12 protein-coding genes are annotated in these 20,151 nt (G+C 49.8%); 7 read left to right on the top strand and 5 right to left on the bottom strand.

Annotation, left to right across the window (positions count from 1 at the left end):
- Positions 1–49: 49 nt before the first annotated feature.
- Positions 50–1,711, bottom strand: a complete 1,662-nt coding sequence (locus EPA93_RS14005; protein ID WP_129888121.1) for an NAD(P)/FAD-dependent oxidoreductase — start codon at positions 1,709–1,711, stop codon at positions 50–52.
- Between the two features lie 186 nt (positions 1,712–1,897).
- A complete protein-coding gene (locus EPA93_RS14010) occupies positions 1,898–2,137 on the bottom strand; it encodes a hypothetical protein (protein ID WP_129888122.1) in 240 nt (79 codons plus the stop codon).
- A gap of 508 nt (positions 2,138–2,645) precedes the next feature.
- On the opposite strand from EPA93_RS14010, the gene EPA93_RS14015 reads away from it, so the two are divergent.
- Positions 2,646–4,043: a glutamate--cysteine ligase gene (locus EPA93_RS14015; RefSeq protein WP_165423090.1), complete on the top strand. Its 1,398-nt coding sequence runs from the start codon at positions 2,646–2,648 to the stop codon at positions 4,041–4,043.
- Positions 4,044–4,297: 254 nt separating this feature from the next.
- Here the strand turns inward: EPA93_RS14015 and EPA93_RS14020 are convergent, their stop codons facing one another.
- The 3 genes from EPA93_RS14020 to EPA93_RS14030 form a co-directional block, all read right to left on the bottom strand.
- A complete protein-coding gene (locus tag EPA93_RS14020; protein ID WP_129888124.1) occupies positions 4,298–5,251 on the bottom strand; it encodes an ABC transporter permease in 954 nt (317 codons plus the stop codon).
- Between the two features lie 3 nt (positions 5,252–5,254).
- A complete protein-coding gene (locus tag EPA93_RS14025; protein WP_129888125.1) occupies positions 5,255–6,241 on the bottom strand; it encodes an ABC transporter permease in 987 nt (328 codons plus the stop codon).
- Positions 6,242–6,376: 135 nt separating this feature from the next.
- On the bottom strand, positions 6,377–8,062 hold the full coding sequence (locus tag EPA93_RS14030) for an ABC transporter substrate-binding protein (RefSeq protein ID WP_242527399.1): 1,686 nt from the start codon (positions 8,060–8,062) through the stop codon (positions 6,377–6,379).
- A 530-nt stretch (positions 8,063–8,592) separates the two neighbouring features.
- Between EPA93_RS14030 and EPA93_RS14035 the strand changes: the two genes are divergently transcribed.
- The 6 genes from EPA93_RS14035 (at position 8,593) to EPA93_RS14060 (ending at position 20,143) form a co-directional block, all read left to right on the top strand.
- The gene (locus EPA93_RS14035) at positions 8,593–9,666 is read left to right on the top strand and encodes a LacI family DNA-binding transcriptional regulator (protein ID WP_129888126.1); all 1,074 of its coding nucleotides are present in this window, start codon (positions 8,593–8,595) and stop codon (positions 9,664–9,666) included.
- Between the two features lie 351 nt (positions 9,667–10,017).
- A complete protein-coding gene (secD, locus tag EPA93_RS14040; protein ID WP_129888127.1) occupies positions 10,018–11,379 on the top strand; it encodes a protein translocase subunit SecD in 1,362 nt (453 codons plus the stop codon).
- 99 nt (positions 11,380–11,478) lie between these two features.
- A complete protein-coding gene (locus EPA93_RS14045) occupies positions 11,479–12,822 on the top strand; it encodes an IS701 family transposase (protein ID WP_129886825.1) in 1,344 nt (447 codons plus the stop codon).
- Between the two features lie 287 nt (positions 12,823–13,109).
- Positions 13,110–14,381, top strand: a complete 1,272-nt coding sequence (locus tag EPA93_RS14050) for an MFS transporter (RefSeq protein ID WP_129888128.1) — start codon at positions 13,110–13,112, stop codon at positions 14,379–14,381.
- Between the two features lie 507 nt (positions 14,382–14,888).
- Positions 14,889–16,619, top strand: a complete 1,731-nt coding sequence (locus EPA93_RS14055) for a peptide ABC transporter substrate-binding protein (RefSeq protein WP_129888129.1) — start codon at positions 14,889–14,891, stop codon at positions 16,617–16,619.
- 413 nt (positions 16,620–17,032) lie between these two features.
- On the top strand, positions 17,033–20,143 hold the full coding sequence (locus tag EPA93_RS14060; protein WP_129888130.1) for a DUF6788 family protein: 3,111 nt from the start codon (positions 17,033–17,035) through the stop codon (positions 20,141–20,143).
- Positions 20,144–20,151 lie beyond the last annotated feature (8 nt).

Here is a 20,151-nt window from a genome sequence, read left to right on the forward strand (position 1 = left end):
CAAGACGCTCTGGTTGATACATCAGTTTGCGAGGAGTAGTCGAGCTTTCTCAGGCAAGCGCACCGATAGTATCAAGTTGTACAAGGAGATCGAGGCCGCCACGCAGTGGCATTTTGATCTCCAAACTCTGTAGTTCTCTGGCTGCCTCGTCAAGATCAGCAAGTGTATGTGTTCCATCCAGAAGATTTACGAGAACCTCTTCAGCTGGATGCAAATCGAGATAGCACGTATTTCCGCTGACAACCCGGCGGTTGGTGCGTATCCTCCCCTGGTAAAAGTACATTCCATCGGTGAGCTGAGCATCTTCTTTAAGCCTGAGAGGGCGCTGTGCATAGCTTGAGCGCAGAGGATTTGCATCGTAAGGGCTTCCAAACAATCCTCTCACCAGCTGTTGCGCTTCATGTAAGGGATAGCTTCCAAACAGGCTCAACGATTCGGCGCGCGTCGAGTAGCCGAAGGTCAGCCGCGTAAATGCCTCGCGATCAGTGAGGGCAAGATCGCTTTCCTGTTGCGCCAGCGTCCGCCGGGCTTGCCACCACCACGACTCCATAGAAAAATTATTGCTATACCAGAACTGGGCCATATTCCGGTAGGCTTGTAAGTAGCTCTGATAGGTCTGCTCATAGAACTGCCAATAGCTCTGAATCTGCTCATCACTGTTTGCCGCAAACGACGAATTGAGTGTATAGGCTGCTTTTTGCCCTAATTCATGAGCGAGCATCACGCCGGAGGAGAGAATAGGATCAACAAATCCTGCTGCATCGCCAGCCATAGCCCAGCCAGGCCCAACCATCCGACGACTCGTATAGGACCAGTCCTGAATAGCGCAGACAGCACGTCCCTGATCGGGTTCAAGATGTATGAGCGTTGCATCTCTAAGCAGGTCTCGAATTTCGGCGCAAGTAGTAAGTTCATGATAATACAGGTTCTCTGGGCCATGAGGCATCTGCTTGAGGGTCTCGCGATGCGTGACGAGACCTACACTTACCACATCGGGACCCACGGGAATGTACCAGATCCAACCGTGAGGAGTTGTTGCAATAAAGATGCGTGTCAGGTGAGGATGACCAAGATACTCAAATTTCCACTTTGCCCCTTTCCAATAGCCGAATAAAGCATAATTATTCATCTGCTCATCGTACTCTAGCAGCTTGAGCTCTCGTCCTAGCAAGGCCTGCTGGCCAGTACAATCCATAAACCAGCTGCACTCCACACACCTGCTTCCTTCTCCATCACGATATTCCACACCAACAACTCGTTCGTCGCCAGGATTGCGAAGTACACGAAGCACACGCGCGTTTTGATGAACCTCAACGCCCATAGCTGCGGCGTGATTCAACAGGAGATGGTCATACTTGGAACGCTGGACCTGCCAGGCTTTGCAGTAGAGATCTGGAAGTTGCTGGCCGTGCTGAGCAAACTTGTTGATAATTTCATCAAATTCGAATCCCCACGGTTTGCGATCTTGGCCCCAGACATACGTTGCTCCCAGTTTTTCTACGAACCCATGTTTATTCACCTTATCGTAAACATGCATATCTTGAAGAACTGGCGAGGCACCGGCAAGCAATGATTCACCCACATGATGCCGAGGAAACTGTGCTTTTTCGAGCAAGAGGACTCGTGTCTGGGGCGAGTAACGCTTCACTAGCGTAGCGACCGTACTTCCTGCAGGCCCACCACCTGCAATGATGAGATCGTACCGCTTCATTAGCTCTTCCTTTCGGCTTATGGCTTGTCTCTGGGTATCACAAGAATTGTTCTTGGAGCACGTACCAATACTATCATGAGGCCCTGGTTGAAGGGAGGAAAAGCTTCAAGGCTTTTCTCCCCTTCGCAGCTACGGAGTCGTGTAAAAACTGGAATGATGAACATTCCAGGGAGGAAAGAACTCATCTCAGACCGACGACTCGGAGGTTGCATTAATCATTGGTTGCCCCCACACACTGCTCCAGACAGAAGTGCCCCACACACTGTTCAATGGAGCATTTCCCCACACGTTACTCCAGACAGAAGTGCCCCACACACTCCTTAAGCCAGCTTCTCCCCACACGCTCTCAGTGGTTGGCTGAATCTCTGTATCAGGATTCTCGACCAACCAGGAATTAAGGCTCGTTGTGTAGGTCGTCTTGTGCATAGTCTTGTCTCCTCTCTTTGAAGAGCAAAAGCTCTTCAGCAAAACACATGAAACAGTTGACATCTGAGAATGCATAGGCATCAAAGATGTCCTATGGCACACTTTCTTCTTTTGGATAAGAACCTCTCCGAGACCCGCATAGTCCTGAGTGATGCAGCCGTGAGAGGTGCAACCTCTCATTGCACGTCAACATGGTGCCGAGGGTTCTTGCACAGCTTTAGCATGAGAAATGCACTCGCTCCATGGAAAATATCATGAATGCGAGAAAAAGATGTGGGAAGAGTCCCTCTGTCTACAAAAAGTCGTTATAGCCTGTCAATTACAAAAGCTGGGGTGAAAGGAAGAGTTCCTGGTTTAACCTGGATGAGTGATTTCAAACTCCATTCCTCGCCGGCCTCACCGAGGAGCTTCAAGAGCCAAACGCACTGCCTTGAGACGAAGGGATGCTTCAGCTCTCTTGATTTTTCTCTGCCCATCCGATAGAAAGAAAGAGAGAAAGGAGCGCAAAGTGCGAAAAGTTCCTACGTTACAAGATGCTCAGCAAGTGTTTGAGCGTGGCTTCCGTTCCTCCTTCGAGCAGGAGCCAAGATGGATTGGGCTCGAAAATGAATATCTCCTGGTCACTCAAGATGGCAAGATAGCCGAGCGGGAAACCGTCAGTTTTCTCTGGCATGCTCTCATCCAGCAGGGGTGGGAAGCCGTCTACGATGAGATCTCAAAAAAAGTTGTTGGCGTGAAACGAAAGAGAAGCATCTCTCATCCAAGCAGCACGTATCAGTATGATCTTATTACAGTTGATCTTGGGTATGCTATTCTCGAAATCGACCTTGCCCCGGCTCCTTCCCTTATCGTTGCACGTTCCCACCTCCGCCAGATCCTGGCTGCGATCACCTCATTGCTGCGTCAAAAGCAAGTTGTGCTGTTAGGATATGGAATCCAGCCACTCACACCTCCGGAGCCAACACTATTTTCCGAAAAAGGAAGTTCTGATCTTATGTATGAGCTGTACTGCAGCGAAAATGCGCCCAGGCCTGATGAGCATGGGGTCGATATGCATACCATTACCGCTGCCCGGCAGACCCATGTAGAATGCAGCGCAGAGGAGGCCATTCCGCTCCTCAATGCGCTTAATGTCACCTCTGGCTTGCGTGTTGCCTTACTTGCCAATTCTTCTCTCTGGCGCAATCAACTTGGACCCTATAAAGCCACCCGCCTCACGTTTAATACGTGGCTATGGCCAGGAAGAAGAGCGCAAATGGGAATGCCTCCCGTGTTCCGAAATAGCGAGCACTATATTGACTATATCTTTCATTTTCGCTCCATCTCGCTCAAGCGCGAGCACATGCTCTATCGGCTGGATACGCGTACCTTGTTCTCAACATTTTATGGTGCAGAACAAGGCCAACTCTGCACAGGAGAAGATGGGAGTCAGAAAGTACTCTTGAGCGAGGCAGAAGATGTCAATACGCAATGTAAATTCGCCTGGTTTACCACGAGATTACAACCTGGCTACGGAACCATTGAAGATCGCGTCAGTTGCCAGCAGCCGCCCCATGAACATTGGAGTGCATCAGCGCTTACCATAGGATTAGTCGAGAATGAGGGCCCGCTGATTCAGTTGGCAAGCACGCTTTCATATGATCGCTGGTATGCCATCTATGAATTAGCCTGTGAACATGGCATGCAGTTTCATTATCCTGGCGTGGACCTTGATGATTATCTCAAGCAGATCCTCATAATTGCCACCAATGGCCTGCAGAGGCGAGGCTTTGGCGAAGAAGCATATCTGGAACCTCTCGTTCAGAGAGTAGCAAAGCACTGTTGCCCTGCCGACGAGGTGGCAAAACTAATTACCACCGGCGGCATAAAAGCTGTCGTAGCCTATGGAAATATGGAGAGCGTCTAGCGTAAGCCACAACCACAGATCATAGCTCCAGAGCGCTGAAGATAATGACTCCCTGGTGGAACGCTACCACTATAGGTTCCAGGGAGAGTATAAGATCCCGCTCCGTCAGGAAGAGTTTGACGAGGCGGCGATCCTTTTGGTCATGCACCCGTTTAAGGAAGCCAGGCAACTCCATCAGTTGAATAAATCCAGTTGTGAGCGAGCCTTCGATATCCAGATGCTGTGCCAGTGTTCCAAATGAATAGTTAAAGGGCTTAAAGCTCTTTATGTAAAAGCTTAGCCTTAAGACGTTTCAGCTTTGGCATACCGCGTAAACGAGGATTAGCGATTTCATCGATGCCAAAATTGATGAAGGTCAAGCCTGCTCCTAATAGGGCAATGCAGAGCCCTGGTGCTATAAACCACCACCACGCGCCACGCATAAGTGCATCGTTATTCGAGGCCCAGTAGAGCATAGTGCCCCAACTTATACTTGTAATATCACCAAGGCCCAGATATTCCAGGCCCGTCTCGGCAAGAATAGCATAGATAACCGTGCCTAAGAACTGAGCGGCTACAATAGCGATCTCGTTGGGAAAAATCTCGAAGAAGACGATTCGCCAGAGCGATTCGCCGCTGGCGCGGGCTGCCTCTACACAATCGCGACCGCGCCAGGTAAGAGTTTGAGCGCGCAGTATGCGAGCACTCCAGGACCAGCCGGTGATGGTAAGGACAAAGCCAATAGTTAAGACACCTTTATAGGAAATGAAGGCCGCCATAAGGATAGCGAGTGGAAGTGTAGGGATGACGAGGAATACATTGCTTGCCAGCGAAAGGAACTCATCAATCCAACCGCCGAAATAGCCTGAGAGCAGGCCAATGATAACCGAAATGGTAGTTGTGACAAGGCCAATAGCCAGGCCCATGAAAACAGAGATGCGGGCGCCCACAATAACCTGAGCGAGCACATCCTGTCCCGTTTGAGTAGTACCGAGCCAGTGAGCGGCAGAGGGAGGCTGAAGTAAATCATTAGTCATCGCATTAGGGTCTTGATGTATCAGGGCGGGACCGATGATAGCCATGAGCAGGAAGATGGCTAGAATAGCCGAGCCAAGGCTGACTTTACGGTTCATGACCCAGAACTTTAGAAAGCTATGCAGCCGGCTCGAAGTCGGTGAAGAGAGAGGTGTTGGCGTATCGCTAACCGGTGTATTGGCAAGAGCGCTCATATCTTAGTTCCCTCCTGCGCGCACTCGTGGATCGAGGACAATGTAGAGCAGATCGGCAAAGAAGTTTGCCCCCAGTACGGCCAGGGTCAATACAAGGAAGATACCCTGTAGCAAGGCGTAATCGTGGCTGTCTATGGCCTGAATGGTGGCAAAGCCAATGCCCGGATAAGAAAAGACAATTTCGGTAAGTAGAGAGCCGCTTACCACAAAGCCAAGCGAGAGCGCAAAGGCTGTAACATTGGGCAAGATAGCATTGCGCGCGGCATAAGAGTACATGACCCGCCATGTTCTTAAGCCCTTTGCCTCGGCCATAAGCACAAAATCTTCGGCTAACGTTGTAATCATCGCATTGCGCATGCCTAGCATCCAGCCAGCGATAGAGCCAATCACAATAGTGAGGGCGGGCAAGATAGCATATTGAGCTGCGCTAAGAATGAAATCGATGTTCCAGCCCATATCTACCATGTCCGAGTCATAGCCACCATGAATGGGGAACCAGCCCCATTGGAAACCAAGGAAATAGAGCAGAACGAGAGCCAGCCAGAAATAGGGTATCGCTGAGAGAAAAGTAAAAAATGGCGTGCCAATAACATCTGAAAGGGAACCGCGGCGCCAGACGACAATAATGCCAAGGATTGTGCCGATAAGAAAACTAATGATCAGCGAAACTCCAACCAGTACCAGCGTCCAGGGCAGATCTTGCGCAATAACCTCAGTAACAGGAGTTGGGAGATAGGTAATTGAGACGCCAAGATTACCATGAAGCAGATTGCCGAGATACTGGAAATATTGTAGCCAGAGCGGATCGTGATTAACGCCCAGAGCTATTTCTAGCGCATGTTGGGTCTGTGGGGTCACCTTGCCTTTCATGCGCGCGATAAAGGCCTGAGCAGGATTACCCGGAGCCAGGTGAGGAATCAGAAAATTGATAGTGATAGAAACCCAGAGCGCAACCAGGTAAAAGCCGATGCGGCGTAGTAGTTGGCGCATATTTATCCCCTCCAGGGCGATTTGCTAAATTTGTAGTAGTGCTACCAGGGGTGGGCGATGAGACTCCTGGTAGCGGATAGCGCAGAGTGAGGGTAGGTGAGCAATAGCTTCCTTTAACCTCACAAGCGGCTTGATTTATTCAACCGGGTGTAACTGCAAAATGACGTACTCGATATCCGGATATTCAGCGGTTCCGGGAGCTGCATAAGGATGCTGAGCATCGGGCCAGCCAGTGAATTTCTTTGTGCTGTACTGATACCAATAGGGAGCAGCCATTAAAGGGATAGCGGGAAGCTGCTCAACCATAATCTTTTCCAGACCCTGGATAGCTTGCTTCTGCATAGTGGCATCCGTGCTGGATGCATACTGGTCTAGCAGTTTATCGGTAGCCGGGTCCATCCAACGCTCATAGTTTGAACTGGCAGCCTGACCTACGGGCGCTGAATAGGAGCTTCTGAGCAATCCGTCGTAGCGGAAGAACGGGGAGGGACCGTCATTGGTCCAGAGCATATCCATGTCATAGTTGCCATTCTGCAGATCATTATAGTAAGTGTCGAACTCCACAGGGTTGACAGTTACTTTGATGCCGGCCTCCTGGAAATCCTTAGTCATGAGCTGGCAATCGGTAGTCCAATCGGTATAGCCGCTTACGACATTAAGTTTAAACGAGAGCTTTTTACCATTTTTATCGGCGTAGATGCCATCAGAACCCTTAGAGAAACCGGCCTGAGCGAGGAGCTGCGCGCTTTTATCGAGGTCTTTGCGGAAAGAAAGATTCGCATATTCTGGTGACATGTAATCTTTATTTTCCTGGCTCAGCAGGAGCGTAGGATGGGCAACGGGCTCGTAGCCGCTCTCTCCTATCTTAGAAAGCTTATCACGGTCGATGGCATAGCTAATAGCCTGGCGCACAGGAAGCAAATTGAAGGGATAGCGAGTGAGGTTCAGGAACAGCATAGTCACATCGCTGGAAGGAAACCAGTAATGGTTATGTTGTGGGTCAAGCTTAATGTAGGACTTATCGATGTCAGGGATGAACAGGTTCGTCCAGTCGAGCTGGCCTTTTTCTAGAGCTAGCTCTGAGCTCGTGTTGGAATTGTAGGCAGGGATCTTCAACGTCTCGATCTCAGGTTTGCCCGGCTGCCAGAATTTTGGATTCTTACTCAACGTAACCAGTTGTGGAGTGAAAGATTTGAGCACGAACGGTCCGGTACCGACTGGATTGGGGTCTGCATATTGAGTGGGGTCGCCTTTCACCTTTGACCAGGTATGTTCAGGGACAATATACGTCTGGCCTCCCAACATCCACAAAATCGGATTGTAGGGCTTGTTTAGGGTGACCGTTACAGTTGCCTTATCGGGAGCTGTCACATTTTTGATAAACGAGTTGATGCCTACCTGGTCCAGTCCCGGATATTTCTTGATCATGTTAAGCGTAAATACAACATCAGCGCTGGTAAGAGGTTGGCCATCGGACCATTGCACATTTTGACGGAGATGGAACGTTACGCTTGTAGCGCCGGGGGCAAGCTCAAAACTGCTGGCCAGCCAGGGCTTATTCGATCCATCGAGGCGATTAAAATAGAGAAGAGTTTCGTAGAGCATGCCTTGCGTGCCGCTGATGACGCTTGGCGAAAACGGATTGAAGTTTCTCGGATAGTCGCCAGTAGAGTTGGCCAACATTGTGATCGAACTGGCTGTGCGTGCTTTCTGGGCAGGGTTGCCACCGCAGGCCGCCAGCACTAAAGAGAGGATCGTCAGTAATGACAGGAATAGTAGGCCTGCCTGTATTTTGCGCGCAAAAATAGATTTGTGAGTCACCGAACACCTGCTTTCTAATAGCTATTCGAATGTATTCGTTTGGCTCTTCCAAGCCTCATCTCCCTCTGGAGGGGGTGATTGACTAGGTTAGGCAGACTATCGGCACAGATGTATTCTGTGAGAAAAAACCTGTGTTGAAATATCAATAAAATTATATTAGCTTCTTTTCATGATGGTGTCAATGTGTTTACTGGCTAATTTGTAAGTAATAGAGAAATTTATGCTGATAAACTTGCTAAAGTTAAGTAAAACAAACCTGGATGTCTGGTTATAGCCGGAAAAACGGGCATGAAATTCTATGTTAGACAAATAAATTGACAAATGAGTGAAATAACGATATCATAATTTCATGAACGTGCGGATGTGTATATTCGTCTGAAGAGTTGGAGATATGCTGAACAGCGCAGGATCAAGGAAAAACCTGCATTGAGCGCTCGTCTCTCCAGAGACAGGACAAATAAGTCGTATCCGCAGGTGCTTTGCTTTCTGCTCTCAGCCAGCAGATGTGAGGGTTCCAGGAAAGGAGCGTTATGTCAGGCTCAGTAACTGTTAAGGATATAGCACGACAGGCTGAAGTATCTGTTGGCACCGTATCACGCGTATTGAACAACCATAGTAACGTTAATGAAGAGATACGCCAGAAGGTGCTGAGAGCTGCTGCTGATCTTGGCTATTTTCGTGCACATGGGCAGCCTGCGGCTTCGCGTTCGGGGGGTCGCGTCTTGAAAGAAGTGGGGTTTCTCTATTCTTCTAGCATAGAGGAGACACCAGCAACTGTCGATCCCTATTGGGCGCTCATTTTTCAAGGAGTTGAGGCTGAAGCGCGAAGAAATAATATTAAGATAATCTACCGAACTATCAATGATTTGCGCCATAAGCCTCAGCTGCTGATTGCCGCATTATATGAAATGCGCCTGGGTGGCATTTTGTTAGTTGGACAGGTTGAGGCTGACGCGCTGGCAGCGATCCAGGCTATCAAAGTTCCGGCGGTACTCGTCGATAACTATATTTCAGAATTAAGCCATACTGTAGATGCGATCTTGCCCGATAATTTTCAGGGCGGCAAACTGGCCATGGAATATCTATTCAGCTTGGGGCATCGACGAATTGCCTTTATCGGCGGACCATCGGAATCGCCAATGCGGCCTATCTATAAAATCTACTCCGTGCAACAGCGTTGGGTCAGTTACTGTATGGCCTTTCTAGATAGAGGCCTCACTATCGATTATGATCTTGTCGAATCTGGCAACCTGACTTCCGAGGGCGGATATCAGGCCTGTCGGCGCCTGCTTGAGCGCAAAGTTGATTTTAGCGCCATCTTTTGTGTTGATGATATTACAGCCATTGGAGCTATGAAAGCGCTGCGTGAGGCTGGACGCCATGTTCCCGAGGATATTTCGCTCATCGGCTTTGACGGAATTGAGCTAGGGCAACTTGTGACTCCTGCACTGTCGACTATATGCATCGATACCAGAGCCATGGGAATGAGCGCGCTCCAAACGCTTATCATACGTGCTGGCGATCCCGAAGCGCCTTTTATTACCAAACTGGTTGGAACAAGCTTGGTAAAACGCGATACTACCATGCCTCCTAGAGAGACATAGTTTTCCTTACGAGGGTAGGCGTGGCCGCCTGGCGATGGGGGTTTACTTACGCCAGGGAGGGCGTGGCGACGAGGGATAGCGTCCTCGCGCACCTGGTATTCAATAATATCGCAGCAGCTTGCGCTGCTAAGTCCTTTTGCTGCTTATGTTTGCTGTAGAACCTGGACATAGGTAGGGGGCTGATAGCCTATTATATATAAACTAAAGTAAAATATGCTATACTTCATAGGAAGCCCATGTATACTTCGCTATATATTATTGCGCCAAAGGCTCCAAGGAAAGCAGGAGTAGAGGAGCATTATTGTTTAGCGTATATACTATGAATTAAGCAGATAAGAGGAAAAGCTGTATATGCACCGAAGAAGTTTCATATTTCTCTTCCTGATTGCTTTGCTTGCCATTGGCGCATCCTATGTTGTCTTCTGGCCTAACGCCAGTAGCAAGCCGCTCTATGGGATCAATAATCCGTTTGTCGCGAGGGAAGGGCTTGATTTACAAGGAGGCGTTAGCGTCCTGCTTGTTCCACGGCCGGGTCAAGATGTTTCGCCGGCGGCAATGCAGGCCGCACGAAATCAAATCGAGCAACGGATCAACGGTGGGCTCAGTGTGAATGAGCCAGATATTCGTATCCAGTACTCAAATAGTCAACCTCGCATCGCTGTCCAATTGCCGGGCCTCAACAACGGCAACCAGCAGGAAGCTATTGAGACCTTGCTTAAGACTGGCAAGCTCGCATTCTGGGATACCGGCCATGATAGGATACCAGAAGGAACTACATTGAAGCCTCAGAATTATGCTCAGTATAATCAGGGTGTACAGCCGCTCTTTACAGGAAAAGATCTAGATGTATCCTCTCTGGGGATTGGTCAGGATTCCCAAACAAATGCCTACCAGATCAACTTTGCCATGAAGGGTGATGCAGTTGGGCGTTTCAGTAAGTTTACGGCTAACCATATAGGTGAGGATCTTACGATTACGCTTGATGGTGGAGTAATCGAATCGGCAGCGATCAATAGCCAGATTCCGGGCAGCGGACGGATCACAGGCAGTTTCACTTACACTCAGGCTCAACGCATCGTTGAAGTGCTCAAATATGGAGCGCTGCCCATTGCCTTCAGCATCCAGAGCGAGCAGACAGTGAGCCCTACGCTCGGCCAGGACTCAATCAACAAAACCCTCGTGGCCGGAGCCCTTGGCCTTGGCGTCGTTATCCTCTTTATGTTCCTCTATTACCGCCTGCCAGGATTTCTTGCAGACATTTCGTTGGTACTATATGCCATTTTTACCTTTGCTGTCTTCAAGCTCATTGGCGTGACCCTGACTCTGCCGGGGATTGCCGGTTTCATCCTTTCAATTGGCATGGCAGTTGATGCCAATGTGCTGATCTTTGAGCGCCTCAAAGAAGAGCTCCGTGAAGGTAGATCCCTCTCGCAGGCTATTGATATGGGGTGGGCGCGCGCGTGGCCTTCTATTCGGGATTCTAATTGTTCAACACTCATTACCTGTGCCGTGTTGTATTTCTTTGGGAATAACTTTAGCGCTACTATCATCGTTGGTTTTGCAACAACCCTCTTTCTTGGCGTGTTGATCAGCATGTTTACAGCTATCCTCGTTACGCGCACTTTCTTGAAGCTATTGGTAACGACTGGCCTGTTTCGCCATCCCGGACTTTTTGGTCTTCCAGTCGATGCGATGAATGCAGCCTCCTCCTGAGCTTGACTTTGTACAATTTGGGGAAAGGGCTGGGCACAAAAGCTTCTGGAGGTAAGATAGAAGCTGACCAAAGCACTATCTTAGCTCAGGAGGATGTTCATGCCCCTTCCCGATCCCATTATAGAAGTATTAGCCGTCTTTCGGCCATTGTTTACCGCTCCCACCTGGAGAAAACTGATGATCTTGTTAACCGGAACCTTGCTGGCCCACGGACGCCGCACGGTCGCAGCCGCGTTGCGTGCCACAGGCCTCAGTCAGGCAAGCAACTGGAGCCTCTTTCATCAGGTGCTCAATCGAGCCCGCTGGTCTCCCCTGGCTGTGAGTCGCCAATTGCTCCTGCTGATCGTCGAAACCTTTGTACCAGCGGGAGCCTGGGTAGATCTGGTCATCGATGAAACGCTGGAACGGCGCTGGGGCAGCAAGATCCGCAAACGAGGCAATTACCGCGATAGCGCTCTCTCCAGCAAAGAACGCTCGGTGAGCAGTCCTGGATTGCGCTGGATTGTGCTGGCCGTGGTCGTGACGCTCCCCTGGACCAGGCAGAGATGGGCATTGCCCTTCTTGTGTGTGCTGGCAACCACTCCAGAGGTGAGCGCGCGTTTGGGCAAGCGACACAAAACCATCGCGATGTGGGCCCATCAGATGCTCAGTCTTGTGCGCCGATGGCTGCCTGATCGCTCAATCAAGCTACTGGGCGACAGCGCCTACAGTGTCCTGGAACTAGGGGTGTATGCTCAGCATCAGCACGTCACGTTGATTACAACTGGTCGGCTCGATGCGGTTCTGCATGATCCACCTCCCGAACGCAAAGAGCACACGATGGGTCGTCCGCGAGTGGTTGGCGAGCGCCTTCCCTCCCTGGAGCAAGTCTTGCAGAATGCAGAAACGGCCTGGCAAAAGCTCACCTTGGACTGGTACAGCCAGGGTGAGCGGCCAGTAGACTTCTGCACGGGCTCCGCCTTGTGGTATCGCACGGGCTCCGCTCCTCTGCCTCTACGCTGGGTGCTGACTCGCGATCCACAGGGCAAGCGTCCCCCAAAGGCCATCTTTTGTACCGATCCCACCCAGACCGCCGAAGAGATCATCAAGGACTTCATGAAACGCTGGAGTCTGGAAGTGACCTTTGAAGAGGGGCGCGCCCATTTGGGCATCGAGACGCAACGCCAATGGTCCGATCAAGCCATCGAGCGCTCGACGCCTGTGCTCTTCGGCCTCTATAGCCTGGTGACGCTCTTTGGGCAAGCGTTGCATCCAGATGGGCAGCTCCTGATCGCTCAAGCTGCCTGGTATCGCAAGCACACCGCCACCTTCTGTGATGTGCTCGCTCTCATCAGGCGCCATCTCTGGGACCTGCAGACTTTTCCCACATCACCCACTGATCCGGGCGCGGTTTTAGTCCCCCGCTCGACGCTTGAGCGCTTCTCATGGGTGGTCTGTTATTGAGTTGGAAATGTACAAAGTCAAGCTGAGAGGCTGCCCTTTATCTTTCCTTTGTATAGCCCTGGCCTCGGCAAAGCCCTACTATCAGCTCAAATTCTCTGTGTGAGAACTCTCCAGGATTTACTAACTGCCGCGCAACCTTCCGCATGTTTCTCTGCTGTTTAGAGAACTTCTATGTTTGTTGGCTATGCTGCTAGCATATGCATTTTTTAAGGCATGCTAAGAGCATATCTTGCTACTTAAAACATGGGCTGTTAGTAATATAGACTTTCAAGAAAAGGAGGTTAGCTATGGCAGATGCTTTTCAGTTATCACATCAGTACAGCCGCGACTTTAGAAAATTCTGGATTGGTCAGACTATCTCAACGCTAGGGAGTTCTTGTACCGGCTTTGCTTTGCCACTTCTGATTTTTCAACTTACCAGATCTCCGCTCAATTTAGCCTTGACCGTTGTGATGAGTGCCATGCCTTATCTGCTCTTTGGCCTGTTGTTAGGAGCATGGGCCGACCGTGTTAAGCGCAAATATGCCATGATAGCGATTGATATTATGCGCGCTTTGCTGGTAGCCGCTATTCCGTTGCTCTTTATGCTGGGCCTGCTCTCTGTTGGCTGGATCTACGCCGTTGCCTTCCTGTGTTCAACCCTCTCTATAGGCTTTGATGCTGCTAACTTTGCTGCTGTTCCCAGCCTTGTTAAGCGAGAGGATTTAGTTATTGCGAATGGGCGCTTGCAGGCCAGCTATTCGGCCGCAGGTATTGCAGGGCCGCTGCTGGCAGGTTTATTGCTAGCCGTTATGCCTCTTTCCATGATCCTACTTATTGATGCTGCATCATTTCTTATTTCGGCTGCCTCGCTTGCCTGGATTGGTAAAAGTTTCAACCCAGAAACAAAGGGAGAGAAAGTTTCTACCCGTATACATAATGAAGTTTTTGAAGGTTTAAACTACATTCTGAAGCAACCGATTCTGCGCTGGATACTTTTATTGCTACTCTTCATCAATTTCATTGTGCCAACCCCTCTCGCCCAGATCGTTCTGTTTGCTAAACAGTGGCTTGCGGCCAGCGATAGTCAGATTGGACTTCTTCTCGCAGCTGGAGGCCTTGGTACTGTCATTTTTTCGTTAGCTGCCGAGCAGTTACGCAAACTCCTACCATTTGCAGTTGTTACACTAGGATCGATAATGCTGGAAGGATTGATGCTTGCAGGTATGGCCTTAACCCACCAGTACTGGATAGCAGTTTTGCTCTGGGCTATGAGCAGGGGAAGCTCGGTCCTTTTTAATGTATCTACCTATAGCCTGACCCAGACAATTGTAGCTAATGCTCTGCTGGGTCGTGTCATTAGCTTTATACGGGTGCTAACGTGGTCAACCGCTTCTCTTGGCGCCTTGCTAGGAGGCCTGATAATCGAATATACAAATGTTGCCCTGATCTATGCAGTAATTGGCCTGCTCACCTTTTTTATTGCCCTGGTCTTCTTTCTGACGCCTCTCGGGCATACGGAGCATTTTCTTCCGGTGGAGCAACTGATGACTGGTGGAGCGCAGGAAGAAAATGTATAGAATAGCATTTCTAGCGCTGCTGATTTTTTATCTGGCCAACATGTCGATTATTATTTATAAAAGTAAGACTGTAACGATAATACTTTAAAGCAAATTTATTTATAACCCCATCTTCTTGTTAAGCCCTTTAGAACTTTTTTCTTGATTAGTGCTTCTATGTGAATTTACGCTTGCAAAATACGTATTATAGATATTAGTAATTTAATGATCCTATTGTGAGTTTGCCTGGCAAACAATAGAAATAGACCTATATAGTATCTAATGGATGAGTATAGAGTTTATTTTCTATTAAAGATCCTAAGATGGATTCCATCTTCCAAAGGCCAGAAATGCCAGGTAGTCTACTAGATCAAACAGAGGAGGTGATAGTCTCTATTCAGGTGTAATAGCGTGGTGCCGTCGTTTGCACACCTGAAAATGGCACACAGAGAGCACTTCAATCTGGTGAAATGTCTTGCCAGATATAGCGTATTTGTTCTTCAAGAATGAAGAAAGAGGGCATGCCACATGAAGCATACGCGATATGTTATTCTTCCAGCATTAACATTGCTTATCATGCTACTTTCAGCCTGTGGAAGCTCTACCTCTAACGTAACAACTTCGCAGGCGGCCAAAGCTCCTACCAAACAGCAGATACTAGTTTTCCCCATTGGAGGTGTAAGGGATGTGGCCACGCTTGATCCGCCGCTAATATCGGAAGTCTACTCAGCTGAGGCGGAGGGGATGCTTTTTAACGGTATGTACACCTATAACGACCAATCGAAGATGGTGCCAGACCTGGCAACTTCCTACGAGCTTAGTGCAGATGGCCTGCGCTGGACATTTCATTTGCGCCCTAATCTGAAATTTAGCGATGGTAGCCTGCTGACTTCCGCAGATGTGGTCTATAGCATCGATCGCTCGTTACAGCCCTCACTGAAGTCGCCTTTTGCCTATGGCGAGCTAGCGGAGATTAAAGATGCCGATAAGCTCAATGATGGCAAGATCAAGACCCTCATTGGCGATAGTTTGTTAACGCCAGATCCGCAGACAGTTGTTATTGTGACCTCTAAACCAGCGGCCTTTTTTATGGATCTTGTGGGCAGTTGGGCTGTTGTTGAGAAGAGCTTTGTAGAGAAGTATGGCTCACATTGGACTGATCATCTCAGCGAAGGAGGAGTAGCCGGTCCCTGGAAGCTACAGAGCTGGAGTCATAACAAAAGCCTCACCTTTGTTCCCAATCCTTATTACTACGGACCAAAACCGCAGCTGCAGAAGCTGGTCATGCCGTTGTATGTAGAATCTGATACCACTTATAAAGATTATCAAGTGAACCGGGTAGACTTCTCCTTCGTGCCGCCAGTCAATGTAGAAGCTGCAAAGAAGCTTTCCGATGGTCAATTTCGCGTCGATCCTTCGCTAGGCAACGCGTTTGTCGCGATGAATTACCTGGTCAAGCCCTTTGATAACCTCAAGGTCCGCCAGGCGTTTGACCTGGCAATCAATCGAGAGCTCCTGGCAAGCAAGGTATGGCATAACACAGTTCTGCCGACCTATCATACCATTCCGCAGGGCGCGCAGGGCTATAATCCAAATTTAGCTAATCTTAGCGGTAATAAGAGCCTGGCAGGCGATCCGGTTCGGGCGAAGCAACTCTTCATGGAAGGCTTGCAGGAAGAGGGTATGACACCTGCTACCATGCCGCCTATCCATATCGAAGTGACAGTGGCAGGAGAGCAGTCACTTAGCGACCAGTGGGCGGTGTTGCAACAGATGTGGAACACTGCACTAGGGATCTCGGTTAAGATCGATGTGGTTGATTTTAATAAGCTGGTCACCGATATCAATGGCTCCCATGGCAACAAGAATGTCATGGCGGATGCGCTGGGTTGGCAGGCCTCTCCCGATCCGCATTCCTGGACGACGCTTATGTTTGATCCCTCGGCCGGTTCCGATTACTCGAACTATGGCTACAATCCTGAGCAACGCAAGGTGCTTGCCGATCTGGCCAAAGCTGATGAGAATGTGAAGAATGCCGCCGAGCGCCTGCAAGAATACGATCAGGTAGAGCGGGAATTGGAGAACGACGTGGCCTGGATTGTGCTCTATCAGGATGAGAGCCTCTGTGCAGTCAAACCGTGTGTTGTAGGCTGGCCACATAATGTATTCGGACAGTTCGGAATTCCCTATCAGCCTGATTGGGGCAATATCTACATCTCTACCCAACCCAATTGTGCCAACACAAGCTCGTATCAGTAAGCCAGGGAAGCTTGCAGTTTCTCTCTCAGCGTACATGGGTAACCCGCAAGTTGCCCATGTACTTATCCTCGGTAATTGCCAGGCTGGCGGACGAACCCCTTTTAGAGCTATCTAGCCTGTATTTACTTAATAACGCCTTCGTCGAGGGAAGCTGGCGCCGGGTTAGCTTAAATGCACTTGTCCAACCAATACTTACCGTATCAGCGCCTGGTTTAGGCAAGAGAAATTGTCAACAGTCAACTCTTCATTCTTGCCGAGAAGGTATCTATCCAAAAAAGTCTGATCAGTCTATACTAAGGATAGACCGTGAACAGGGTCTTTGAGAAATGCAATTTCCAGATACACAACAGGCCCAAGTTTCCTATGTATCGCTGTAGATCTGGTTGGAGAATTGAGCCGTCAGGAGAGGATGCATGACGAAGCGTGTAGCAACGGCCCGGCTTTTCTGGTCGAGTGCATACGATGGCTATATATGGCAGGAAGGAATGGCGGCGGATGTAGCGGTGCTTGAGGCAGATCTGGCGCAGTGGCAGCAGCGACTTAACGGGTTGGCCTCCTTTGCTTTTCAAGGTCGCTTTGGGCACCTCTCTTTGCTTAAAGAAAGGCGAGCGTATGGGAGTGAGGGCTATTGGTATGCCTATCGCCGGCAAGGAAAGCGCACTACAAAAAAGTATGTTGGACGCACCACGGATCTAACTATTGCACGCTTAGAGAGGCTAGCCCAGGCTCTGAGCGCTTCAGCCGCGCTAAACGATGGATCTTCTCTGCAAGCTGATGAAGGAGGAAAAGGTCACCACGAGCCGCCGAGAGCCATTTCTCTTGAGAAATTTCAGACGCCCTTGCTCAAGTCTAAGCTTCATCCTCCCAGGCCACGGGCATCGCTGCTTATACGAGAGCGCTTATTGGCTTTACTCGATAAGGGTCTGGAGCAGAAGCTAATGCTCATCTGTGCCCCGGCTGGCTTTGGTAAATCCACGTTGGTGAGTACCTGGCTAGCAGCACGCAACGAGCAGCTATCTCCTGTTGCCTGGGTGAGCTTAGAGGATAAAGACAACGATGCAATTCGTTTCTGGCACTATCTTCTAGCAGCTTGCCAGACGCTTCAAGAAGAGATAGGCGCCGAGGCTCTGACGTTATTGCGTTCCATGCCACATCCCCCATTAACACAAAACTTTTTGGAGGTCGTACTTACGACTCTACTGAATGATTTGACGCACCTTTCAAAGCGGAGCATCCTTGTGCTTGAGGACTATCATCTGATTTTGTCCCCTGATATTCAGCAGGGGATGTATTTCCTGCTAGAGCATCTTCCTGCAAACATGCATGTGATATTGCTTACCCGTTCTACCCCTCTTCTCCCTCTGGCAAAAATGCGGGCTCGCAATGAACTTGCTGAGGTAGGGATGGCGCAACTGCGTTTTACTCTGGAGGAGACGCGTGCGTTTCTTACCCAAACCCTTCACTTTTCATTTGAGAAAGAGAGCCTTGATCTATTACACCGGTATACGGAAGGTTGGGCAACGGGCTTACGCTTGATTACGCTGGCCTGGCCGAGTCAAGAGGTTCTATCAGTGCGGGAGATGCAGCAGAGACTTTTTAAGAACGCAAGTAGCCTGCATCATCTCTTAGATTATCTTGTGGAAGAAGTACTGCTGGTTCAGTCTGAAATATTGCAGACATTCTTATTGCAAACCAGCAGCCTTCAACGGCTCAATAGCTCGCTTTGTGATGCTATGACCGGTCGCGGTGATAGCGCTATTTGCCTTGAACAGCTTGAGCGCTCTCACCTATTTCTATATCAGCTAGAAGGTGACGGGCAGTGGTATCGCTACCATACTTTATTTGCTGAAGTTATGCAGCAAGAAGCCAGGCGTAGACTAGGTGAGGAGTCCTTACGCCAGCTGGCCAGTCGAGCTAGCGACTGGTACGAGCGGCATAATATGCTCCCCGATGCCGTAGAGGCCGCCTTCAACGCCCAGGATGTGGGACGAGCTGTCAAACTTATGATACAGATAATCGAAGCAAGACACTTACTACAGCTTCAGGAATTACACCTGTTTTTGCGCTGGTTAGGCCAGTTGCCAGAAGCAATCATGCGCGATGAGCCGCTACTCTCCAAGGCCTATGCAATGGTGCTGGCGTTCTCCAGTGCGCAACGGACGCTCGCGTTCAAGCCGTTGCTAGAGAAATATCTGCAAATGGCAGAAAGTAAACTACGCGAGAGAGGCGAATATCAGGAATTGGGAGAGACGCTGGCACTTCATGCTTTACTGTCTGCGCATATCAATGATGAGGCAAGAGCAATAGAGATGGCAGGTCAAGCGCTGCCACTTCTGCCGGAGAGAGAGTGGATCTGGCGAGGAATAGCTCTGGGCATGCTAGGGATGGATGCTCTTCTGGCCGGCCGGGTGGCCGATGCGCGCCTACCAAATGAGTATTTAGAAGGTGCTGCGGAGGTTGAAGTGGATGAATATGGCAAGCGTGGGAGCCTTCTTCTGCAGGGTTATTTTGCGCATGGAACAGGACAGTTGCATCAGGCCCAGACCCTATTAAGGCAGGTGTTTGATCAGGCGGGCGAAGACCTCTCGGATAAAGGAATGGCATTGATTGGTCTGGCCAATCTCTCTTATGAATGGAATCAGATTGCTGTGGCGGAAAGTGACGCAGAAGAGGCGTATATGATAAGCCAGGAGAGGCAACAGGAGCAGCTTCAGGCTCAGGCTAGCATTATTCTTGCCCGCGTGCGCTATGCGCAGGGAAAATTTCTGCAGGCTCAGGAAATTTTACACGAGGCTGCTGTACGTTTGATGCGGCCACGCTGGCGAAGGGAAATCGAGATGTGGTTAGCATGGCTGGCTTATCTGTCAGCTGACATTCCTACAGTACGGCGCTGGCTTGCTGCTTGTCAGTCCATCTATCAGGAAGAGGAACTTACTGATTATATACGAGAGCGCGAGGCCCTGCTCACAGCGCGTCTGTTGATAAAAGAGAAGAATGGCACAGACGCTCTAGGCCTGCTGGAGCGCTGGCTGGTGGCTGCGCAGAATCAGGAGCGCCTGAGGAGCGAGATTGAGATCATATTATTGATGGCCAGAGCGTATGAGAGTCAGGGACAAATGCCTGAAGCGAGATTAGCGCTGCTCAAAGGCATCTCGCTGGCCGAGCCGGAGGGCTACTTGCGCCTCTTTCTTGATGAAGAAGAGGGATGGGTGAGTCTGCTCAAGACCAGCTTACCAAGCATCAATGAGCAGGCGCAACTTATTTTTGTGAGGCGCTTGCTGCAGTCCATAGGTAAGCAGCAAGCTGCCAGTGCTGATGAGCTGTTATTTGTTGAGGCTTTAAGCCCACAGGAACGTAAGGTCCTGCGCTTGCTGGTGGCGGGCCGCAGCAATCCTGAAATTGCCAACGAACTTGTTGTCTCCCTCAATACAATCAAAACGCAGGTTAAGCATATCTATCGCAAACTGCAAGTGAGAAATCGTTTAGAAGCAAGCGAGATGGCGCGCCGCTGGCATCTCCTCTAATTGAAATT

It is taken from the genome of Ktedonosporobacter rubrisoli (assembly GCF_004208415.1).
Taxonomy (GTDB): domain Bacteria; phylum Chloroflexota; class Ktedonobacteria; order Ktedonobacterales; family Ktedonobacteraceae; genus Ktedonosporobacter; species Ktedonosporobacter rubrisoli.